This is a genomic window from Priestia sp. JV24, from assembly GCF_025910025.1.
Lineage (GTDB): Bacteria > Bacillota > Bacilli > Bacillales > Bacillaceae_H > Priestia > Priestia megaterium.
The window spans coordinates 100,342-119,393 of record NZ_JAPCIN010000007.1 but is presented as its reverse complement, the minus strand read 5'-3'; the positions used below and the strand labels follow the sequence as shown (position 1 = coordinate 119,393).

Below are 19,052 nucleotides of genomic sequence, written 5' to 3'. Positions count from 1 at the left end.
GCATATGTTCATATATAAATTATAAAACACCTTTTTCTATATAGTCAATTATTTACGTCTTTCTAAATTTTTTTGCCTATTTTTAAAAAAAATCCACACAAAATACTTTTTCTGTTATATAATACAATTAAATATAATAAACTGTATTAAAACAGATGGAGAGGAGAATAATAAATGAGCAGACAAGAACGCAAAAACATGATTACATTTATTGAAACAATGAAGGGGATTGACCGTGAAACCTTAATGTACATGACGGATGCCGATATCGAGCACATTTACACTTCCGCTTATAAATATTATGAAGAACATTTAGATATGTAGTACGTTTTTTACAGAATGCAGACGTCCAGCTGCATTCTGTTTTTATTTTTTAGGCGTTAGTCGTTACCTCCTTGCTTGTTCCGTGCTATACTATACTAAATATCCCAATTTAAAAGAGAAGAACTAAAAAAATGTGCTGCTATCGCTGAGATGGCAGCTTTCGTGTTTTTTTAGGGGTAATGATTGTGATTATTCTTCTCAATTATCGTTCAAGGAGGATTTGTATGGAAAATGCGTTACCTAAAAAACAAGAACAAACGCCTCAAACATCTTCTGCTGTCAACGTATTAAAAACACATGGTGAACTCATTGCTGCACTGTTGAGCGGAGTGCTGATTTTAGCCGGCTGGCTGCTATCAAAACAGCAGGATACTGTTGTATCTATTACGCTCTTTGTATTAGCTTACGTGATAGGCGGATTTGCTAAAGCAAAAGAAGGCATTGAAGAAACGATTGAAAATAAAGAATTGAATGTCGAAATGTTAATGATTATTGCAGCCATTGGAGCGGCTGTAATTGGCTACTGGACAGAAGGTGCTATGCTTATTTTCATTTTTGCATTAAGCGGTGCATTAGAAACGTACACCATGAATAAAAGCAACCGAGAAATTAGCGCCTTGATGAATTTACAGCCGCAAGAAGCAACGCGTCTGATTGGAGATCAAGAAGAAATTGTATCCATTTCGGATTTACAAATCGGTGACTTGCTGTTAGTTAAGCCGGGTGAACGAGTGCCATCCGATGGTATTGTTGTCTCAGGTCAAACAACGATTGATCAGGCTGCTATTACAGGGGAATCTGTTCCTGTATTAAAACAGCTCGATGATGAAGTATTCGCGGGCACGGTGAATGTGAAAGGCGCCATTACCATTAAAATGACAAAGCCAAGTGCTGAGACGCTGTTTCAAAAGATCATTCAACTTGTTCAAACGGCTCAAAGTGAAAAGTCGCCTTCTCAATTGTTTATTGAACGATTTGAAGGCACATACGTAAAAATTGTTCTATCGGTTGTGGCAGTTATGCTATTTCTCCCACACTATGTGCTTGGATGGAGCTGGACCGAGACATTTTACCGTGCAATGATTCTCTTAGTTGTAGCGTCTCCTTGCGCTCTGGTTGCATCTATCACCCCTGCTTCGCTATCTGCTATTTCAAACGGAGCAAAAAAAGGAATTTTGTTCAAAGGCGGCGTGCATTTGGAAAGGTTAAGCCATTTAAGCGCAATTGCTTTTGATAAAACAGGAACGTTAACAAAAGGAAAGCCAGAAGTAACAAATGTCATTGTCCGTTCTGATATAAACGAACAGGAATTTCTTGTTAAAATCGCATCAATTGAACGTCAGTCCAATCATCCGCTTGCTCAATCTATTGTTGACTTTGTGAAAAATAAGCAGGAATTGACGCTTGTTCAGCCAGATTCGCTTGAAGACGTTCCCGGATACGGTGTCATTGGGTCTCTTCAAGGAGATACGTGGAAAATAGGAAAAGCAGATTTTGTAGGTAAAGAAGATGCAGCTGAATTTGAAAATGGGATTTCATCTACGCTTGCCAGTGAAGGAAAAACGATTGTGTACGCAAAAGACCAGCATGGTATTGTGGGATTGCTTGCGCTAAAAGACGTTGTACGAACAGAAGCTGTAGACGCTGTTAAATCTCTTAAAGAGCAGGGCATTCATACCGTCATGATTACAGGAGACAGCGAAAAAACAGCCGAAGCTATTTCAAAAGAGTGTGCAGTCGATGAATACATTGCAGAATGTTTGCCTGAAGCGAAAGTAGATAAAATTAAAGCGTTAAAAGAAAAATTCCCTACCGTTTCAATGGTGGGAGATGGCATTAACGATGCCCCTGCTCTTGCTACTGCTAACGTTGGAGTAGCTATGGGAGAAGGAACGGATGTGGCACTTGAAACAGCCGATATCGTTTTAATGAAAAATGATCTATCAAAAATTTCGGATGCAGTAGCTCTTTCCAGACGAATGAACTCAATTGTGAAACAAAACGTTATTTTTTCTATTGCCGTCATCTTTTTATTAATTTGTTCGAATTTTTTCCAAGTGCTTGATATGCCATTTGGTGTTATAGGTCACGAAGGAAGCACCATTTTAGTTATCTTAAACGGCCTTCGCTTGCTAAAATCTTAACGCAAAAAAGCCTAACGTATTTGTTAGGCTTTTTATTATGGAAATCAATGCCTTAATGGTAACCGTTTTGTCCATTTTGGCTGTTGCTTGTTTTATGCTTTGGCTGGCTCTTTTTATTTTGCTTTGTATTGCTTCCGTCTTTTTTTGTATGCTTTGTCATGATGTAAAACCTCCCTTTCACTTTGTTAGTATGCTCATATCTTGCGAATGATTTCATCCCAATTTATGACTATGAAGATTTGACTCGACGGTCGTAGAAAATAGCGTTAATTTCTCCTCCAATAACGATAATCATCCCCGATAGGTACAGCCAAATAAGCAGGATAATAATTCCGCCCAAGCTTCCATATGTAGCTGTATAGTTATTGAAATGATTTACGTAATATGCAAACAGCATCGATACCACTGTCCATCCGATCGTAGCAAAAGCCGCTCCTTTTACAACATTTCGAATCAGCAGTTTTTTATTAGGAGCAAAGTAATATAACCCCGTAAAAACAGTAAATAAAATGAGGCCGCTGATAATCCAGCGGGAAGCAGACCATAAAGCGAGAAAAGTTTCTGAAAACCCAAATGTAGACGATAAATAAAGGCCTATCATATGACCGAAAACAGGAAGTAAAAGCGCTACAATAATAACAAATATCATCGCAAAAGTAAGGAGAACTGCCATACCTCTCGCCACTAAAAAAGGCCGATTTTCTTGTACGTGATATGCTCGGTTAAATGCTCTTACGATCGCATTAATTCCATTTGAAGCAGACCACATCGTGGCAATGATACCAAAGGATAATAGCTTTTCATTATGAGAACCAATGATATGGGAAACGTTGCTTTCAATCATGTGCAGCGTTTGCTGTGGCGCTACATTTTCGACCAGGTCAAGCAGGTCTGTTGATTCTAATGGCAAAAATCCAATCAGCGTAATTAAGAAAATTAAAAAAGGAAATAGCGAGAGCAGCAGATAATAAGCCAATTCAGCTGATAAACTGGGCAGCTCATCTCGATGAATGCGGCCCATCAGTTCTTTGCCAAACCTTACGATGTTATTTATGTACATTCCAGCCATATGTGCCTCCTTATTTATTTTTGTTCATCACCATACTTCTCCACAAATGCTTCTTTTGTATCGTTTACAATTTCCATCACCTGAGGTGTTGTTTCTTTTAACTTTTCTACTTTTCCTGCTACAAATGATACATCTTCAGAAACTTGCTCGATGGTCGTACGGATGGTTTCATATTTCTCTTTGACAGTATCCGTTACAAGTTCAGGGTGCTGAATAAGAGTTGTTGTTTTGTCTTTCAGTTTTTTACTTCCTTGAATGACGGAGCTTCTTGTTTCTTTATCAAATAAAGAAACAGCTCCTCCTATAATTGCTCCAATGACAATACCTTCTACTAGCTTATTTCGTTTACCCATTTGTCGTTTCTCCTCCGTTTTTTATTTTTTAAGTATCGCTTATTCCGAAAAATGCTTCTCTATAATTTCGTCTAAAAGAGCCTTGCATCCTTCTTGAACTAAGTCATATACTTCGTCAAAATTTCCCGTGAAATAAGGATCAGGCACATCTTCAATATGTAAATCGGGCACAAAATCCAAAAGCCTTGCAATATAACCTGTTTTAGTATGTCCAGCCATCCTTCTCAGGTTTCCTACATTTTCGACATCCATTCCAATAATATAATGGAATTTAGCTACATCCTCTTGAATCACTTGTCTTGCTGTTTGCCCTTTAAAATCAATGTTGTTTTTCGTTAAAATAGATTGCGTTCCTTCATGAGGAGGATTGCCTTTGTGCCAGCCTCCTGTGCCTGCAGAATCTACGTGAATTTGTCCTTCTAGCCCTTTTTTCTTCACCATATCTTTAAAGACCGCTTCTGCCATGGGTGAACGACAAATATTTCCCAAACAAACGAATAATACGTTAATCATAGTCTCGACTCCTTTCCCTTATTACAAACATTATATACAATCATTTTTAAACTAAAAAATAGTTTTCTTTTATTTATATCGTTTTCACTCTTCTGTGGATAAGAACCTGACATAAAAGTGTTCACACGATAAAAACATGTTACAATAAAAAAAAACGCAACTGGAAGGATGAACAAAGTGGATTTATCAGTAAAATCTCCAGAGAATATTAAACATATGGTCGATAGCATTAGTGAAAAACTGCGCATGCTAAATATCGGAGCAATTAAAGCTGAAGCTTTTGACGAAGAAATGTATGAAGACTTAAAGTACTTATACGATATGGTAATGAGAAAAGATTCTTTTAGCCCAAGTGAAATGCAAGCGATCGCGGAAGAATTAGGTACACTGCGTAAACAAGCTTAATGACAACTCCGTCAATGACTAATAGCCATTGACGGTTTTTTCTACATTTTTTTCTATACATGAATGCTGCGCCTTTTAGCGAGCAAATAAGAGTTAAATCGTTTACATACACATAGATGAAATATTCCCAAAAATCTTTCTTTTTTATTAGGAATTGACGTTTTTATTATTTGTCTATAGAATGTACCGAAATACCTAAAGCTCGTATAGTCTTGGAAATAGGGTCCAAGAGTTTCTACCGAACTACCGTAAATAGTTGGACTACGAGGGTTGAACATCATTCATACTGCATTTTTATTCTTCTTTATGTTCTCCCTTACATAGTCCTTCATTGTTATTCAGTTATACAATGAGAGGAGTCACATTCATGTCAAATACAAAAACAACCTTAAAAAAACAGCTTGCTGTTGCCAATAAAAAAATACCTGCAGATCTTGTAGTGAAAAACGGGAAAATTATCGATGTCTTTACGCTTTCCATCATTGAAGCCGATATTGCGATTGCTGATGGAGTGATTGTTGGAATAGGTCAATACGATGGGAATAACGTCGTGGATGCAAAAGGAAAATACATTTCTCCTACATTCATTGATGGACACGTTCACATTGAATCATCAATGGTTACACCTAAAGAGTTCTCAAAACTTCTTGTACCTAGAGGCGTGACAACTGTCGTAACGGACCCTCATGAAATTGCGAATGTGTCAGGGAAATCTGGCATTGAGTTTATGCTTCAAAACTCGGATTCCATTCCTTTAGACGTATTTGTGAACTTACCTTCAAGCGTGCCAGCAACTCCTTTTGAAAGCTCTGGAGCCGTCTTAAAAGCAACTGACTTAGCGCCATTTTTCTCTCACCCTCGCGTGCTTGGATTAGCAGAAGTGATGGATTTCCCTGCTGTGCGAGATGGCGATGACGATATGCTCGATAAATTACAAGCAGCTAACGATGCAAACGGCGTAATTGATGGGCACGGCTCGGGGCTAGATGCTACGGGCGTTAATATTTATCGTACCGCTGACATTTCAACAGATCATGAATGCGTAACAGCAGAAGAAGCAATTGAGCGTATTCAGCGCGGGATGTATGTTCTGATCCGCCAAGGTTCTGTCGCTAAAGATTTGAAACAACTATTACCTGCTGTAAATGAACGCAACGCGCGCAGATTTTTATTCTGTACCGATGACAAACACCTAGATGATTTATTAACGGAAGGTTCTATTGATTACAATGTTCGTTTTGCTATTGAACTCGGGCTGGATCCGTTAATTGCGATTCAAATGGCTTCGTTAAATGCCGCTGAATGCTACGGGTTAAAAGATAGAGGTGCGGTTGCTCCTGGTTACAAAGCGGATTTTATTCTATTAGACGACTTAACCGATATATCTGCAGCACATGTCTATCAAAACGGAGAGCTTATTGCTGAAAATGGAGAGATGCTTTCTGTTCAAGAAGAACAAATTGATCTTCCAACAGAACTAATGAATTCTGTTCATCTCAAAAATTTTTCCATTAAAAACCTTACGATACCACTTCAGCACAATCACGCTAATATTATTGAAATTAATCCAAACAGCCTGATTACAAATCATATTGTAGAAGAAGTTCAAGTGAAGCAAAACGAATTTCAGTCTTCTGTAGAAAACGATCAGCTGAAAATGGCTGTTGTTGAGCGTCATCATCTAACAGGGAATATTGGTCTTGGGATTGTAAAAGGTTTTCAGTTAAAAGACGGAGCGATTGCTACCACGATTGCTCATGATTCACATAATATCGTAGCCGTAGGAACAAATGATGAAGATTTAGCAAAAGCAATTGCGGCAATTGAAGAAATCGGCGGAGGTATTGTTATTGTAAAAGGCAATGAAGTGATTGGCTCCCTCCCTCTTTCCATTGGAGGATTAATGTCACCTCACCCTTACAATGAAGTAAACAGCTTACTTAAGCAGCTTCACGGGGCTCTTCATGAGCTTGATATTTCACAGAAATTCAACCCGCTGCTGACATTATCTTTCTTAAGCTTGCCTGTTATCCCATGTCTAAAATTAACCGACAAAGGATTATTTAACGTAAAAGAATTTAAGCATATCACCGTTCAAGCATAAAATAAAAAGGACTCTTTCGAGTCCTTTTTATTTATATCCTTTAGACGGCGCAGTTCGAGTTTTACGATTTTTATAATGACGATATCCTTCTTTTAAAAGGATAGGAAAAACAGCGACTAGAATTTTTTTTAATATACGTCCCAATTTAAGGCACTCCTTTACGTGTTCTTACTTTACTATACCCAAATTGGACAGCTAAAAACGCAAAAAAGAGCAGGTATATCCTGCTCTTTTTGTATTACTTACCGATAAATTGTTGAGTCCAGTACGTAGTATCACCTTTTACGTATCCAACACCAATTTCAGTGAAATCAGGGTTTAGAATGTTTTTGCGGTGACCGTCACTATTCATCCAAGCATTCATTACATCTTCAGGAGATTGCTGACCTTTTGCAATGTTTTCACCTGCAGTTGTATATTCAATGCCGAATTGTTTCATCATATCAAATGGTGAACCATATGTTGGTGAATTGTGGTCAAAGTACCCTTTGTCCATCATATCTTTTGATTTAGTGCGTGCAACGTCACTTAATTTTTTGTTAAGTGTTAGAGGTTTTAAACCTTGTTTTTCACGCTCTTGGTTCACTAAATCTACGACCTTTTGTTCGAATTGACTAGCATCTTTTGTTTGTTCTGCTTTATCAGTATTTTCTGATTGTTGAGCTTTTGTGTTTTGCTGTGTTTGCTCTGGAGCTTTTGCTTCTTCACTTTTCTCTGGTGCTTGTGCTTGTTCCTGTGGAGCTGCTTCAGCTTGCTCTGGTGCTTGTGTTTCTTGTTGTGGAGCTGCTGCTTGAGCAGATTGTCCTTGAGCGTTAAATTTCTTTAATAGCTCATCTACATTTATATTTTGTGCTGCTTGAGCATCTTTAATAGTGATTTGTTTTGGAGTGTTGCAATCAGGAGCTGCTGCATTTGCTTGTCCTGCTGTTAGTAATCCTAATGATACGGCACCTGCGACAGTGGCAATACGAAACCTTTTCTTCATGTTTGAAATCCTCCTATGTGATAATAAAGTTTTTTTGTAAAACCGCAACGCATCTAAGCTTGTAGCAAGCCAATCTCGTGATGCACCCTCATTGTTGCATGAAAACTATGAAACTCGCAACGTCTTTTAAGCTACCAAAATTATACTTTCATTTATGTAAAAAATATTTCGATTGTGTTACGTGGCTTCTATCTATTGATAGTAAAAGGTTTTCATATCCTTTTAGAAACCGTTTCATCCAATGCAGTAATATAACTGTAAATTCCTCGTCAAAATCGTTACATACAAAAAAGGCGACAGCAGAGTGGTAAACCACCCTGTTATCGCCTTTTACAGAAAGTTTTACTAATATTATTTACTTATTTTAAGACATTTACTGATTCACGTACGAATGCTTCCATATCGTCTGGTGTACGGCTTGTAACTAGTTGATTACCGCATACCACCACTTCTTTATCATGGAAGTTTGCACCTGCATTTTTCAAATCAATAGCAATTGATTTGAAACCAGTTACGTCACGTCCTTTTAACGTTTCAGCATTAATTAGCAACTGTGGTCCGTGACAGATAGCCATAACCGGTTTGCCTTCATCCATAAATGATTTTGTGAAAGCTACGACTTGATCGTCCGCACGTAAGATATCTGGTGAGAAACCTCCCGGTAAAAACAATGCGTCAAAATCTTCTGGTTTTACATCCGCAATTGCTTTATCAATTGTTAATGTTGTTTCGCCTTGTTTACCTGTTACTTCACCTGTTTTAACATCGATTTTTGTTAGCGTATGGCCTTCTTCTTCAAAGGCTTTGGCTGGATCTGTATATTCCACATCTTCAAATAAATCTGTTACTAATACTGCAATCTTCTTACTCATTCTAAGCAACTCCTTAATTGATTTGTGTACTAATGTTCTATAAATAAAATACCCGTACACTATTCTTTTAAACATAGTTTATGGGTAAAAAACTTTTCTACAATAATCAAAAACCACATTGAAGATTTTTATAAAGAAGAAATTCAAAACAAATTAAATGTCTGGAACGTCGTCTCTTCTGGAACTGGGTACACGTCTCTCCCTGCAATCACGTTCAGAATACGCTGATTGCGCTGAACGGATAAACCAAGATTTGTTGCACCAGATCCATGTGAATGTTCAATATTGGTTAACGTAAAAAAGTGGTGGTTACGAGGTTGTTTAAAGACAAGCCGGTAATCTTTTGTGACTTTAAAACGCTTGTCATCTTCCCATTCGATATCATCTTTTATTCGTTCGATGAACGGCGAAATTTTTGGCTTATAGCCCGTGGACAATATCAAACGATCCGCTTCGTATTGAAAAGAGCGTTCAGCCTTTAATTGTTTGCACTCCAGCTCATATCCATTCCCTTTTTTATGAATATCACTTACTTCAGTCGAAGCTTGAATCGTAACGGGTACTTTTCCTTTAAGTGAACGATGATAAAGTAAATCATAGATTTTCGTTAAGGTAGAAGATTCAATTCCATGACGTAAAGGATTTAAATCTTCTACCGTGCTTGTACGTTCCTCAAAAGGCAGCGAATGAAAGTAATCTACATAGTCTGGCGAAAATAACTCTTGAGCAAGCTTGGATTGATCAAGCTGAAAAAAATTAGAAGATCTTGTAAACCATGTAAGGTGGTAATGATGTTCAGTCTGTTCTTCTAGTAAATCAAGAAAAATCTCTGCAGCACTTTGCCCTGAACCAACGATCGTTACATGCTTTCCTTTTTGAATCTCTTCTTTTTTATGTAAATAGCCGCTGCTGTGTAAGATATGCTCATTAAGCTTTTCTTCAAAAGCCGGAGGTACAAGTGGAATGCTTCCTGTTCCCATTACAACGTGTTTAGCATTTACCGTTTGAATTCCCTCAGGTGTTTCTACCTTTACTTCATAATACTCTTCTTCATTTTTCGGTATCACGTCCACAACTTTTGAAGAAAAGTGGCAGGAAGATAGCTGCTCTGCTACCCATTTTGCGTATTCGTTGTATTCTTGACGCGGAATATCAAAACGATTAAAGAAAAAGAACGGATACAAGCGTTTTTGCTTATGAATATAATTTAGAAAAGAATAGGGGCTTGTTGGATCCGCAAATGTAACTAAGTCTGCTAGAAACGGAATCTGCAAGTCCGTGCCGTCAATTAACATGCCCGGATGCCATTCGAATTTCTCTTCTTTATCAAAGAAGACGGCATCAATTTCATCAATAGGCTCAGCAAGGGCCGCTAAGCCTAAATTAAAAGGTCCTATTCCTATTCCCACCATGTCATACTGCTTATTTGTCATCTTTAAACTCCCTTTCATAAAAAAAGCTAACAGTATTGTCTACTGTTAGCTTTTTACCCTTTTTCCATACATTTATGCGGAAGGAGTCATACTCATTTTCGGGCCAAACGATTCATACATGATATTTTCTTGGGAAATACCCATTTCAGCTAGGCCTTCTAACACCATTTGTGTAAATGAAGAAGATCCACAAACATAATAATATGCATGTTTATCGCCGGCATATTTAGCTAGCTCTTTTTTAGTTAAGCGACCATACGTTATATGTTCATCATGCTGGTCTGTTTGCGCTTGACTATAAAAAACGTGTTGTTCAAACTTATATGTCTCTGACAACAATTGAAGCTCTTGTTTCATTGCATGAAACTGCTCATTTTTAGCACTGTGAATAAATGTTACTTCTTGATTGTTTTCCAGTGCTTGATGAAGCATTGACATCATTGGAGTAATTCCTACACCTCCGCTGATAAATACTGATTTACTATTTTCTTTTAAGACAAAATCTCCTGCTGGAACGCTGACTTCAAGCAAGTCTCCTTCTTTCAATTGGTCATGTAAATAAGTTGACACGACCCCGTCTTCCATTTGCTTTTCTTTTTTCACCGTAATTTTATAGTATGGTTGGTTTGGATAGCCAGATAAGCTGTACTGACGAATGGATAAATACTCTTGACCAGGAATTCGTACACTGACATACTGACCTGGCAGAAAAGCAGGCAGCGCTTTTTGATCAGGTGATACTAAATAAAACGAGTACACGTCTTCTGCTTCTATTACTTTTTTATGAACCATTAGTTTTTTATAATCTTTCCATCCTTTTTCTTCGGCTTCTTCATATAATTCTTGCTCCACACTTATGAACACGTCCGCAATGGCACCGTATGCTTCTTTCCAAGCTTCCATAATCTCATCGGTCGCAGCTTCTTTTAAAACATCTTTAATTGCTTTTAATAAGAACTCTCCGACAATTGGATAGTGCTCTGCTTTTACGCCAATACTGCGGTGTTTATGAGCGATTTGCTTTACAACTGGAAGCAGCGTTTCAAGCCGATCGATGTACTGCGCAGCGGCATAAACTGTATTAGCTAACGCCATTTGCTGACGGCCTGTTTTTTGATTTGTTTGGTTGAATACATTTTTTAAAGAAGGATACTGTTCAAAAAGCATCTCATAAAAACGAGTTGTAATTGCTTGACCATGCTGTTCTAAAACAGGAACTGTACTTTTTACAATAGAAATAGTTGTTTGTTTCATAACTTTCGCCTCCGAAAGATTCATTTTAAAAGATATATTTTTAATACATCTTTATAATACTCATACCCTGCTTAAAAAGATATATTTTATATACATATTTAAAGAAATGTTCACAAATTCACCCTGTCAAAAATGAGAGCATTCTTTCTGTATTTCTTAGATATAGACATGCTATTATAGATATATCAGCTGCTGATAAGAGAAGAGGTAAAAAGATGAGGCTCACACAATATACAGATTACTCACTGCGAGTTTTATTATATTTAGGCGTTCGCGATAATAATAAACTAAGCAATATAAAAGAAATTGCTGAAGCGTATAATATTTCAAAAAACCATCTTATGAAAATCATTCACGAGCTTGGAAAACTTGGCTTAATTGAAACGATCCGAGGACGAAACGGCGGCATTCGTTTAGCTCAGCTTCCAAAAGACATTAATATTGGAAAAGTGGTACGTCAAACAGAAGAAGATTTTCATATCGTTGAATGTTTTGACCGTGAAGGAAACTTCTGCATTATTAGCCCCGTCTGTAAGTTAAAAAATGTTTTACATGAAGCCATGCAAGCCTTCATTAAGGTGTTAGATCAATATACGCTAGAAGATCTAATTCAAAATAAAGATGATTTAAACCTCCTCCTTCTATCTCAAAAAAACGAGGAATGAGTAAACTAAAATTCACTTGAAATCATTCTCATTTTTTTAACCTTTTTCCCTTTCATCATAAAATAAAAGATGTTACAATGAGGCACGTATTGGAAAGACAAGATGTCTCCATTCGAGCAGACAATGAACCTCATTCTGTTCATCCTAAAAAATGACGAAAGGGTGTTTGAGTATGCACGTAGGAAGCAAAGGTTGGTATGTTGAGAAACTTAAGAAACGAGGAGTTCGCAACCACGAAGGCCGCAAAGTAGAAAAGTACAAAACCTATGTACTTGCTAACTTGCTTGATAAACACAAAAATTAATTAACGTGTAATAAGAGAGTACAAATGCGTACTCTCTTTTTTGTTCATTTAATAAGCAGCGTCTTGATAAAAATAATTTGGTGATAATACTTTATTTTTATAAGGCTTATGAAAAATATGCGTGGTAGCTGGCGAAACCGGCGGAATCAACCACGTCCAGTTCCCAGTCACTTCGCGGCCATTTTTTTGCTCTCTTTCTTCAAACAAGTGAAATTGCTGAGCAGCGGTGTGATGGTCTACAATGCTAACGCCTTCTCGTTTAAAAGAAGAAAGCACTGCAACGTTTAATTCAACAAGAGCTTTGTCCTTCCAAAGCGTCGCGTTGTAATCCATGTTCAATTCCATCATAGAAGCTATTTTGGGAAGTTGGTTATAACGATACGTATCCGCTAAATTTCGCGCCCCAATCTCAGTCCCCATGTACCATCCATTAAACGGTGCTGCGACGTAATCAATCCCTCCAATTTCTAGCTTCATATCTGAAATCATCGGGACAGCGTACCATTTTAACTGTAAGTCTTCAAATTCAGGAAGTTCTGGATGCGTAATAGCTACTTCTTTCACTAAATGTTTTGGAATATCAAAACATCGAGGCGACCCTTCGTTCACTTGCAGGACTAGAGGAAGAACATCGAAGTGAGTTTTCTCACCTTCCCACCCCAAATTTCGGCAAACCTCCGTGAACGCAACAGAATCAGGATCTCCTATCGTACCGTCTTCAGTCTCATACCCCGCATAGCGGATTAGCTGATGATTCCATATTCTAACCGGCTCTTTTGCTTTCATTTTCGGTTTAAACACCGTAATAGTAGGCCGGATTTTCCCGTCATTTGTTGCATATTCAATATGGTGAAACAGGGCGTCTCTTATCTCTTCAACTGTGTTCGCATCTCGCTTATCAAATACATTGAGCGAGTGCCAAAATAGTCGGCCGATACATTTATTGCTGTTTCTCCAAGCCATACGAGCTCCGTGCTCTAACTCTTCAAATGTATGATCATAATGTCCGAGTGACATAATTTGCTGATGGATTTCTTTTAACCGCTTGTTTTTATCCGCTTCGCTTTTTTCAAGTTCAGCGTAACACGTCTCTATAAATACACGTGCTTGTTCAAATAATTCTTCTTGCTTCAACGTTTGTTCCCCCCTAGAAGAACAGATTTCATTCTTTTCGTTCAAGAAAAGCAAGTTTCAGTATACCATTCTCATAGCGGAAACGCGCATCATAATGCTTTAATAGCCTCTTTCAATATTAACCAAGTTAGAAGGCAATCCGCCTTGCTCAACTTTTTGCAGCGTTTCAACAAAGCACCTGACGGCTTCTTCAGGCGTAGTCACCGCTGAAATATGAGGTGTTATGATGATGTTTGAATGATCCCACCAAGACGATTCTTTCGTTAACGGCTCATGCTCAAACACGTCTATGTATGCTTTTCGAATACGTTTTTGCTCAATAGCCTCTACTAACGCATTTTCATCTACAGTTGCTCCTCGTCCAACATTTATAAAGTATGCACTTTCAACTACATTCATCCATTTTGGATCAAAGTAGCTTTTTGTTTCATGTGTTAGCGGCATTGTACTAATAATCCAATCGGCTTCTTTTAGCAATTCTTTTTCCTTCGAAATCGAGACCACTTGATCAAATGACGGCTTTTCATTTCCACTTTTAGATACACCCATTACTCGTACACCAAAAGATTTTAAAACGGCTGCAAGACGCCCGCCGATTTCACCTGTTCCGTAAATTATGACCGTTTGAGTAGAAAGCTGCTTAGGCTCTATCACTTTCCACTGCTTTTGTTTTTGCTGATGCTGAAACTGTGCGTGGTGCTGAAGTTCAGCTAGCATATAGCTAAGACAATATTCACTGATTCGCTGACCGAATGAACAAACCGTACGTGTTAACATCACACTCTTTTTCCAATTACCGCTTTCTAAGAACCGATCGACTCCTGCGCCGAGAGAATGAATCCATTTAAAGCTATGATCTTCAAAGCAATTCGTTGGACCGAAGGATAAAAGCGCGTCAGCCCAGTTTAAATCTTCAATTGTCACGTCTTGCTCTTCCATAAATCGAAACGTCTGAGGCAGCTGCTTTTGTTTGATTATCTCCTCCAGCTCTTTATGCATTCTTCCTGCCACTAGTATCGTATGAATGTTCATTTCTTTTCCCCCTGCCTTTTTATTCTTTTATATACTTTATTTGAATGATTCGATATAACCGTCCCTTCGTCATGAAGGATTTTCTACATTGATATATATAGTATGAATGAAGTGAAAGGAAGACGCGAGTGAATTTTATATGACTTTCAAGGCTGGAAAACTCATATGGATTTATGTATATAAGTTCGCTATAATCGTTATGAATCAATTTGTTTATAACGAAACGTACGATAGATATTTTAAAAGAAAAGGTGTGTCAGCATGAGTGTATTAAACGTAAAAAATCTAAGCCACGGTTTTGGTGACCGTGCGATTTTTAACGATGTATCATTTCGATTGTTAAAAGGTGAACACGTCGGCTTAATTGGAGCAAACGGCGAAGGTAAATCAACATTTATGAACATCATTACAGGCAAGCTAGAACCGGATGCTGGAAAAGTAGAATGGTCTAAAAAAGTGCGCGTTGGCTATTTAGATCAGCACACAGCATTAGAGCGCGGCCTTTCTATTCGTGATGTACTAAAAAGTGCTTTTCAATACTTATTTGATTTAGAAGCTCAAATGAATGGCCTCTACGAGAAAATGGCGGAGGTATCACCAGAAGAACTCGAAAAACTATTAGAAGAAGTCGGTACGCTTCAAGACCTCTTAACAAACAATGACTTTTATGTTATCGATGCGAAAGTCGAAGAAATTGCACGCGGATTAGGATTAGAAGATATCGGCTTAGATCGCGATGTACAGGATTTAAGCGGCGGACAGCGTACGAAAGTATTATTAGCCAAACTGCTGCTTGAAAAACCAGAAATTCTTTTACTTGATGAGCCTACAAACTACTTGGATGAACAGCATATTGAGTGGCTGCGACGCTACTTGCAAGAATATGAAAATGCCTTTATTTTAATTTCTCACGATCTTCCATTTTTAAATAGCGTGATCAATTTAATTTATCATATGGAAAACCAAGAGTTAAATCGCTATGTAGGAGACTACGACGATTTTATGAAAGTATATGAGATGAAAAAACAGCAGCTTGAAGCAGCGTATAAAAAACAACAGCAAGAAATGGCAGATTTAAAAGATTTCGTAGCGAGAAACAAAGCCCGTGTGTCGACACGAAATATGGCCATGTCCCGTCAAAAAAAGCTCGATAAAATGGAAGTAATTGAACTAGCTCAGGAGCGTCCAAAACCAGAGTTTAACTTTAAGGGTGCTCGTACTTCAAGCAAATTAATTTTTGAAACATCTGATTTAGTCATTGGATACGAAGAGCCGCTTTCTAAGCCACTGAATTTAAAAATGGAGCGAGGTCAAAAGATTGCCCTTGTAGGAGCAAATGGAATCGGGAAAACAACTCTTTTAAAAAGTATTTTAGGAGAAATCAAACCGATTTCAGGCTCTGTAGAAAAAGGAGATTACCAGCATATTGGCTATTTTGAACAAGAAATCAAAACCGCTAATTACAATACGTGTATTGAAGAAGTATGGAATGAGTTTTCTCACTTTACCCAATACGAGATTCGTGCAGCTTTAGCTAAATGCGGCTTAACAACAAAACATATTGAAAGTAAAGTAGAAGTTCTAAGCGGTGGAGAAAAAGCAAAAGTTCGTCTATGTAAGCTAATTAACAATGAAACCAACATTCTTGTACTGGATGAGCCTACAAACCACTTAGATGTAGATGCGAAAGATGAATTAAAACGAGCTTTAAAAGAATACAAAGGAAGTATCTTAATTATTTGCCACGAACCTGAATTTTATCAAGATGTTGTCACAGACGTGTGGAACTGCGAATCTTGGACGACTAAATTATTTTAAAAAAACGGGTTAAAAGAGGCATATCTTTTAGAAAAAGTGGGAATGATAAGATTAAGTTCCCCCCCTTTGTGTGAGTAGCCATTTTTTAAATGGTTACTTTTTTTATGTATAGTCCTTTAAGAAAATGGCTATATTGTATCTATACTCCCTAAACCCAAAAAGGCCGCTGCAGCGATGCAGCGGTCTTTTCGTTGTCATGGCTTCATCTGTAGCCAGCTATCAAAATGATGAACAGCTATACTGCTTGGAGGATTTTCAGCTTGACACTCCGTAAGCAACATATCCAGCTCTTGCATCATCTTTTCTTCTCCTTTAGCAGAAAAAGAAATGTATTCTCCTTCATCTGAAGCCATCGTTTCCACCCCTATTTCAATCGGAGTAGATAGTACACGTCCCCACTTGCGTTCATTTTCTGTTATTTCAGCAATACCGTTTTCTTTATCTGCGTGGTTTCGGTACGCCATAATTGTGACTTCATCAGCGTACTGAATAATCCACCGCCCCAGCAAACCGGAACCGTTGCTATTTTTGAATGGAACTTCGTCAAACCAAAACGGTATATCTACAGCAAGCGGCAAGTGTAACTCATGAGACTGTACAGCGGCTTGAGAAATAACATATTGATACTGCAGAATACTTTTCGCTCGATTATTTTCCCAACTTTTATACAAATAAGGCTCTACATCCAAATGAACCCCTAAAAATTGCTGTGGCTCGTCTGCTTGTGCTTGGTAAGCTGTTATCCAATTAAAAAATGCTTCCTGCTCTTCTATACCAGAAGGCCCTATCCAATAAGGAGCGCCATCAAGTGCGTAAACACTTATGCCCTGGGCTTGTGCTTGTTGGATAAAATGCCGATATACGGAAGGTGAAAGATGAGTATCAATTTGTAAATAAACGTTTGTCACCTTTTTTTCTTGAAGCTTTTCGAGGATAGCTTCTTGGTTCAGCATCCATTTCTTTGTATCCCACACCCACGTCGACAGCGGTATATTTATCTCTGCATTCACCTTTGATCCACATCCTATTCCTTTCCCCATATTAAACAGCCATACAACCACCAGAAAAATAAGAACGCACTTGCTTTTCACACTCTTTTTCCTCCTTTATACGAGCCAGAACTCATATAAAGAGAGTCTGACAGCTTGGCACAACTTTATGCTGAATTTCCCCCTTAAATCTGTAGCTTTTAACAAACTCCTCCTTATCAATTTTTTGCAGCTTAATCTCTATATGTTCTATCGGTTGCTTGATTTATTTCTCTATATCTTTCTTATTAAATAAATATGCCTGTTTTGGATGGTTTGGCTGATTTGGATATTTCAACTGTAATTGTCCTTTTCGTAATAGCTTTGTTAAATAATTATTACGTACTCCATCCGGCGTTCTTTCTAGTAAATAAGCAAACTCTTTAAGCATGAGCGGTTTTTCTTTACATAACTCAAGAATAATATGTTCCATCTGATTCGGCGAAAGCCGTTTTTTTTCACGAGCCAGCGCTGCAATATCCCATAGCTTCGTATCAATATTCTCTACATTTACCAAATTAGAAGAATCCTCTTCTTGCTCATTATTATAGGAGTTGTGGTTATTAATGTAGGAGTTAACATCGTTATTATATAAGTTACTCTCATTATTATAGTAGTTATCTTCCTTATTAAAGGAGTTAACATCGTTATTATATGACTTAAACTCCTCTATTAATCCTTTATTATAGGAGTACTTATTTTTATTATAGGAGTCAATTTCGACATTGTTTTCAGGTGTATTTTGATATTTTTCGACATCTTTAAAATTATTTCCCGAATCAGTTGCAGACGTATGATAAGTGTCTTTTTCAGAAGAACTTACCTGTCTTTCTTGAGTGGACAAAGATAACGTGACCACTGTACGATGCATAGAAACATCTTGATCAATAGCTGGCGTTTTATAATGATGCAGGCTCCAATTTTGCTTTACTTTTTTCAAACCAGAGCCCGAACGTTCACATAGCCCTAGTAAACTGAATAGCTTAACGATATTTGGATTTCGAAGCTGACTAACGGTATTGCTAAAAACTGAATCTGTAGGTACTAACAAAAGACCTGGATTAGAAAAAACGTAATGAGAAGGTTGCTTTTCTAAAATAACGCCGCCCTCGCCATTATAATCTGCATGAATAAGCATATTAATCAAAACTTCTGTTAAAGAGGAAGCGATTGACGGCTGAGGTTCGCTATTACGAACAATTTCATGAATATGAAAATAAAAATCAAAAATATTTCCTGACCACGTCCCGTCTTGAGAGGTAAAGCGCTCTGTCCATTCTTCGTTCCCTTTACTTTCCCGGTATTCTAAAAAGTATTGTGGTAAAACTTCTGTGATAATCCGTTCTTCACTGAATAAAAGCAGGCCTGCGAGTGTGACTCCTTCTTTATGGGTATCTCTAACCTTTCCCCAAGCTCCTACTTTGTATAAAAACTCCTTTGTTTCAAGCGCATTCCAAGGATGAGCTGGTTTTACTTCAGCAAACCGATCCCGATAGCTTTTGATCGTATCAAAATTTAATTCGTTTAATCCATAGTGCTCTAGGATGAGATTATCTTGTAACATATTCAACTCTCCTATTATCTTTGTATATTTATTTAACAGCGCGAATATGCT

At 37.7% G+C, this 19,052-nt stretch carries 18 protein-coding genes and 1 riboswitch; of the genes, 7 read left to right on the top strand and 11 right to left on the bottom strand.

All coding sequences use genetic code 11. The annotated features are described in order from the left end of the window. Positions 1-174: 174 nt before the first annotated feature. Both OK414_RS01670 and OK414_RS01665 read left to right on the top strand, forming a co-directional pair. A complete protein-coding gene (locus OK414_RS01670) occupies positions 175-324 on the top strand; it encodes a BH0509 family protein (RefSeq protein ID WP_013055132.1) in 150 nt (49 codons plus the stop codon). A gap of 224 nt (positions 325-548) precedes the next feature. After that, positions 549-2,468: a heavy metal translocating P-type ATPase gene (locus tag OK414_RS01665; protein ID WP_095380375.1), complete on the top strand. Its 1,920-nt coding sequence runs from the start codon at positions 549-551 to the stop codon at positions 2,466-2,468. Positions 2,469-2,697: 229 nt separating this feature from the next. On the opposite strand, the gene OK414_RS01660 is transcribed toward OK414_RS01665, so the two are convergent. The 3 genes from OK414_RS01660 to OK414_RS01650 are packed head-to-tail and all read right to left on the bottom strand — an operon-like array spanning position 2,698 to position 4,403. Continuing rightward, complete coding sequence (locus tag OK414_RS01660; protein WP_016762848.1) at positions 2,698-3,537, bottom strand: YihY/virulence factor BrkB family protein; 840 nt, start codon at positions 3,535-3,537, stop codon at positions 2,698-2,700. Positions 3,538-3,551: 14 nt separating this feature from the next. Next, complete coding sequence (locus OK414_RS01655; protein WP_013055129.1) at positions 3,552-3,890, bottom strand: hypothetical protein; 339 nt, start codon at positions 3,888-3,890, stop codon at positions 3,552-3,554. A gap of 39 nt (positions 3,891-3,929) precedes the next feature. Then, positions 3,930-4,403: a low molecular weight protein-tyrosine-phosphatase gene (locus OK414_RS01650; RefSeq protein WP_013055128.1), complete on the bottom strand. Its 474-nt coding sequence runs from the start codon at positions 4,401-4,403 to the stop codon at positions 3,930-3,932. Between the two features lie 177 nt (positions 4,404-4,580). Between OK414_RS01650 and OK414_RS01645 the strand changes: the two genes are divergently transcribed. Then, complete coding sequence (locus OK414_RS01645) at positions 4,581-4,808, top strand: DUF1128 domain-containing protein (protein ID WP_013055127.1); 228 nt, start codon at positions 4,581-4,583, stop codon at positions 4,806-4,808. A 182-nt stretch (positions 4,809-4,990) separates the two neighbouring features. Continuing rightward, positions 4,991-5,092: riboswitch (purine riboswitch) on the top strand. An 83-nt stretch (positions 5,093-5,175) separates the two neighbouring features. Then, positions 5,176-6,912 carry an adenine deaminase gene (ade, locus tag OK414_RS01640; RefSeq protein ID WP_171777749.1) on the top strand — a complete coding sequence of 579 codons (1,737 nt, stop codon included), beginning with the start codon at positions 5,176-5,178 and terminating at the stop codon, positions 6,910-6,912. 238 nt (positions 6,913-7,150) lie between these two features. Here the strand turns inward: ade and OK414_RS01635 are convergent, their stop codons facing one another. The 4 genes from OK414_RS01635 to hmpA all read right to left on the bottom strand — a co-directional run bounded on the left by OK414_RS01635 (position 7,151) and on the right by hmpA (position 11,456). Next, on the bottom strand, positions 7,151-7,897 hold the full coding sequence (locus OK414_RS01635; RefSeq protein WP_034654774.1) for a CAP domain-containing protein: 747 nt from the start codon (positions 7,895-7,897) through the stop codon (positions 7,151-7,153). Between the two features lie 359 nt (positions 7,898-8,256). Beyond that, positions 8,257-8,769: a type 1 glutamine amidotransferase domain-containing protein gene (locus OK414_RS01630; RefSeq protein WP_013081517.1), complete on the bottom strand. Its 513-nt coding sequence runs from the start codon at positions 8,767-8,769 to the stop codon at positions 8,257-8,259. Between the two features lie 143 nt (positions 8,770-8,912). Then, a complete protein-coding gene (locus OK414_RS01625) occupies positions 8,913-10,202 on the bottom strand; it encodes a lysine N(6)-hydroxylase/L-ornithine N(5)-oxygenase family protein (protein WP_013081516.1) in 1,290 nt (429 codons plus the stop codon). A gap of 72 nt (positions 10,203-10,274) precedes the next feature. Further along, a complete protein-coding gene (hmpA, locus tag OK414_RS01620; protein WP_034654773.1) occupies positions 10,275-11,456 on the bottom strand; it encodes an NO-inducible flavohemoprotein in 1,182 nt (393 codons plus the stop codon). A gap of 215 nt (positions 11,457-11,671) precedes the next feature. Here hmpA and OK414_RS01615 point away from each other — a divergent pair, with 215 nt between their 5' ends. Continuing rightward, entirely contained in the window at positions 11,672-12,121 is a 450-nt protein-coding gene (locus OK414_RS01615; protein WP_034654771.1) for an RrF2 family transcriptional regulator, read from the top strand. A gap of 172 nt (positions 12,122-12,293) precedes the next feature. Then, positions 12,294-12,425 (top strand): YflJ family protein, encoded by a 132-nt coding sequence (locus tag OK414_RS01610; RefSeq protein ID WP_211078872.1) that lies wholly within the window; start codon positions 12,294-12,296, stop codon positions 12,423-12,425. 48 nt (positions 12,426-12,473) lie between these two features. Here the strand turns inward: OK414_RS01610 and OK414_RS01605 are convergent, their stop codons facing one another. Further along, complete coding sequence (locus tag OK414_RS01605) at positions 12,474-13,559, bottom strand: nitric oxide synthase oxygenase (protein ID WP_013081512.1); 1,086 nt, start codon at positions 13,557-13,559, stop codon at positions 12,474-12,476. 99 nt (positions 13,560-13,658) lie between these two features. Continuing rightward, positions 13,659-14,591, bottom strand: a complete 933-nt coding sequence (locus OK414_RS01600) for a D-2-hydroxyacid dehydrogenase (protein WP_034654767.1) — start codon at positions 14,589-14,591, stop codon at positions 13,659-13,661. Positions 14,592-14,852: 261 nt separating this feature from the next. Here OK414_RS01600 and OK414_RS01595 point away from each other — a divergent pair, with 261 nt between their 5' ends. Further along, positions 14,853-16,409, top strand: coding sequence for an ABC-F family ATP-binding cassette domain-containing protein (locus OK414_RS01595; RefSeq protein ID WP_034654765.1), 1,557 nt, complete (start codon positions 14,853-14,855; stop codon positions 16,407-16,409). A 194-nt stretch (positions 16,410-16,603) separates the two neighbouring features. On the opposite strand, the gene OK414_RS01590 is transcribed toward OK414_RS01595, so the two are convergent. Both OK414_RS01590 and OK414_RS01585 read right to left on the bottom strand, forming a co-directional pair. Next, complete coding sequence (locus OK414_RS01590) at positions 16,604-17,500, bottom strand: amidase (RefSeq protein WP_128821326.1); 897 nt, start codon at positions 17,498-17,500, stop codon at positions 16,604-16,606. A 163-nt stretch (positions 17,501-17,663) separates the two neighbouring features. Beyond that, positions 17,664-19,001 carry an ATP-binding protein gene (locus OK414_RS01585; RefSeq protein WP_095380371.1) on the bottom strand — a complete coding sequence of 446 codons (1,338 nt, stop codon included), beginning with the start codon at positions 18,999-19,001 and terminating at the stop codon, positions 17,664-17,666. Positions 19,002-19,052: the final 51 nt, after the last annotated feature.

Coding starts and splice junctions, on each gene's coding strand:
- OK414_RS01670 (WP_013055132.1), top strand. CDS start 175: ATGAGCAGACAAGAACGCAAAAACATGATTACATTTATTGAAACAATG.
- OK414_RS01665 (WP_095380375.1), top strand. CDS start 549: ATGGAAAATGCGTTACCTAAAAAACAAGAACAAACGCCTCAAACATCT.
- OK414_RS01660 (WP_016762848.1), bottom strand. CDS start 3,537: ATGGCTGGAATGTACATAAATAACATCGTAAGGTTTGGCAAAGAACTG.
- OK414_RS01655 (WP_013055129.1), bottom strand. CDS start 3,890: ATGGGTAAACGAAATAAGCTAGTAGAAGGTATTGTCATTGGAGCAATT.
- OK414_RS01650 (WP_013055128.1), bottom strand. CDS start 4,403: ATGATTAACGTATTATTCGTTTGTTTGGGAAATATTTGTCGTTCACCC.
- ade (WP_171777749.1), top strand. CDS start 5,176: ATGTCAAATACAAAAACAACCTTAAAAAAACAGCTTGCTGTTGCCAAT.
- OK414_RS01635 (WP_034654774.1), bottom strand. CDS start 7,897: ATGAAGAAAAGGTTTCGTATTGCCACTGTCGCAGGTGCCGTATCATTA.
- OK414_RS01630 (WP_013081517.1), bottom strand. CDS start 8,769: ATGAGTAAGAAGATTGCAGTATTAGTAACAGATTTATTTGAAGATGTG.
- OK414_RS01625 (WP_013081516.1), bottom strand. CDS start 10,202: ATGACAAATAAGCAGTATGACATGGTGGGAATAGGAATAGGACCTTTT.
- hmpA (WP_034654773.1), bottom strand. CDS start 11,456: ATGAAACAAACAACTATTTCTATTGTAAAAAGTACAGTTCCTGTTTTA.
- OK414_RS01615 (WP_034654771.1), top strand. CDS start 11,672: ATGAGGCTCACACAATATACAGATTACTCACTGCGAGTTTTATTATAT.
- OK414_RS01610 (WP_211078872.1), top strand. CDS start 12,294: ATGCACGTAGGAAGCAAAGGTTGGTATGTTGAGAAACTTAAGAAACGA.
- OK414_RS01600 (WP_034654767.1), bottom strand. CDS start 14,591: ATGAACATTCATACGATACTAGTGGCAGGAAGAATGCATAAAGAGCTG.
- OK414_RS01595 (WP_034654765.1), top strand. CDS start 14,853: ATGAGTGTATTAAACGTAAAAAATCTAAGCCACGGTTTTGGTGACCGT.
- OK414_RS01585 (WP_095380371.1), bottom strand. CDS start 19,001: ATGTTACAAGATAATCTCATCCTAGAGCACTATGGATTAAACGAATTA.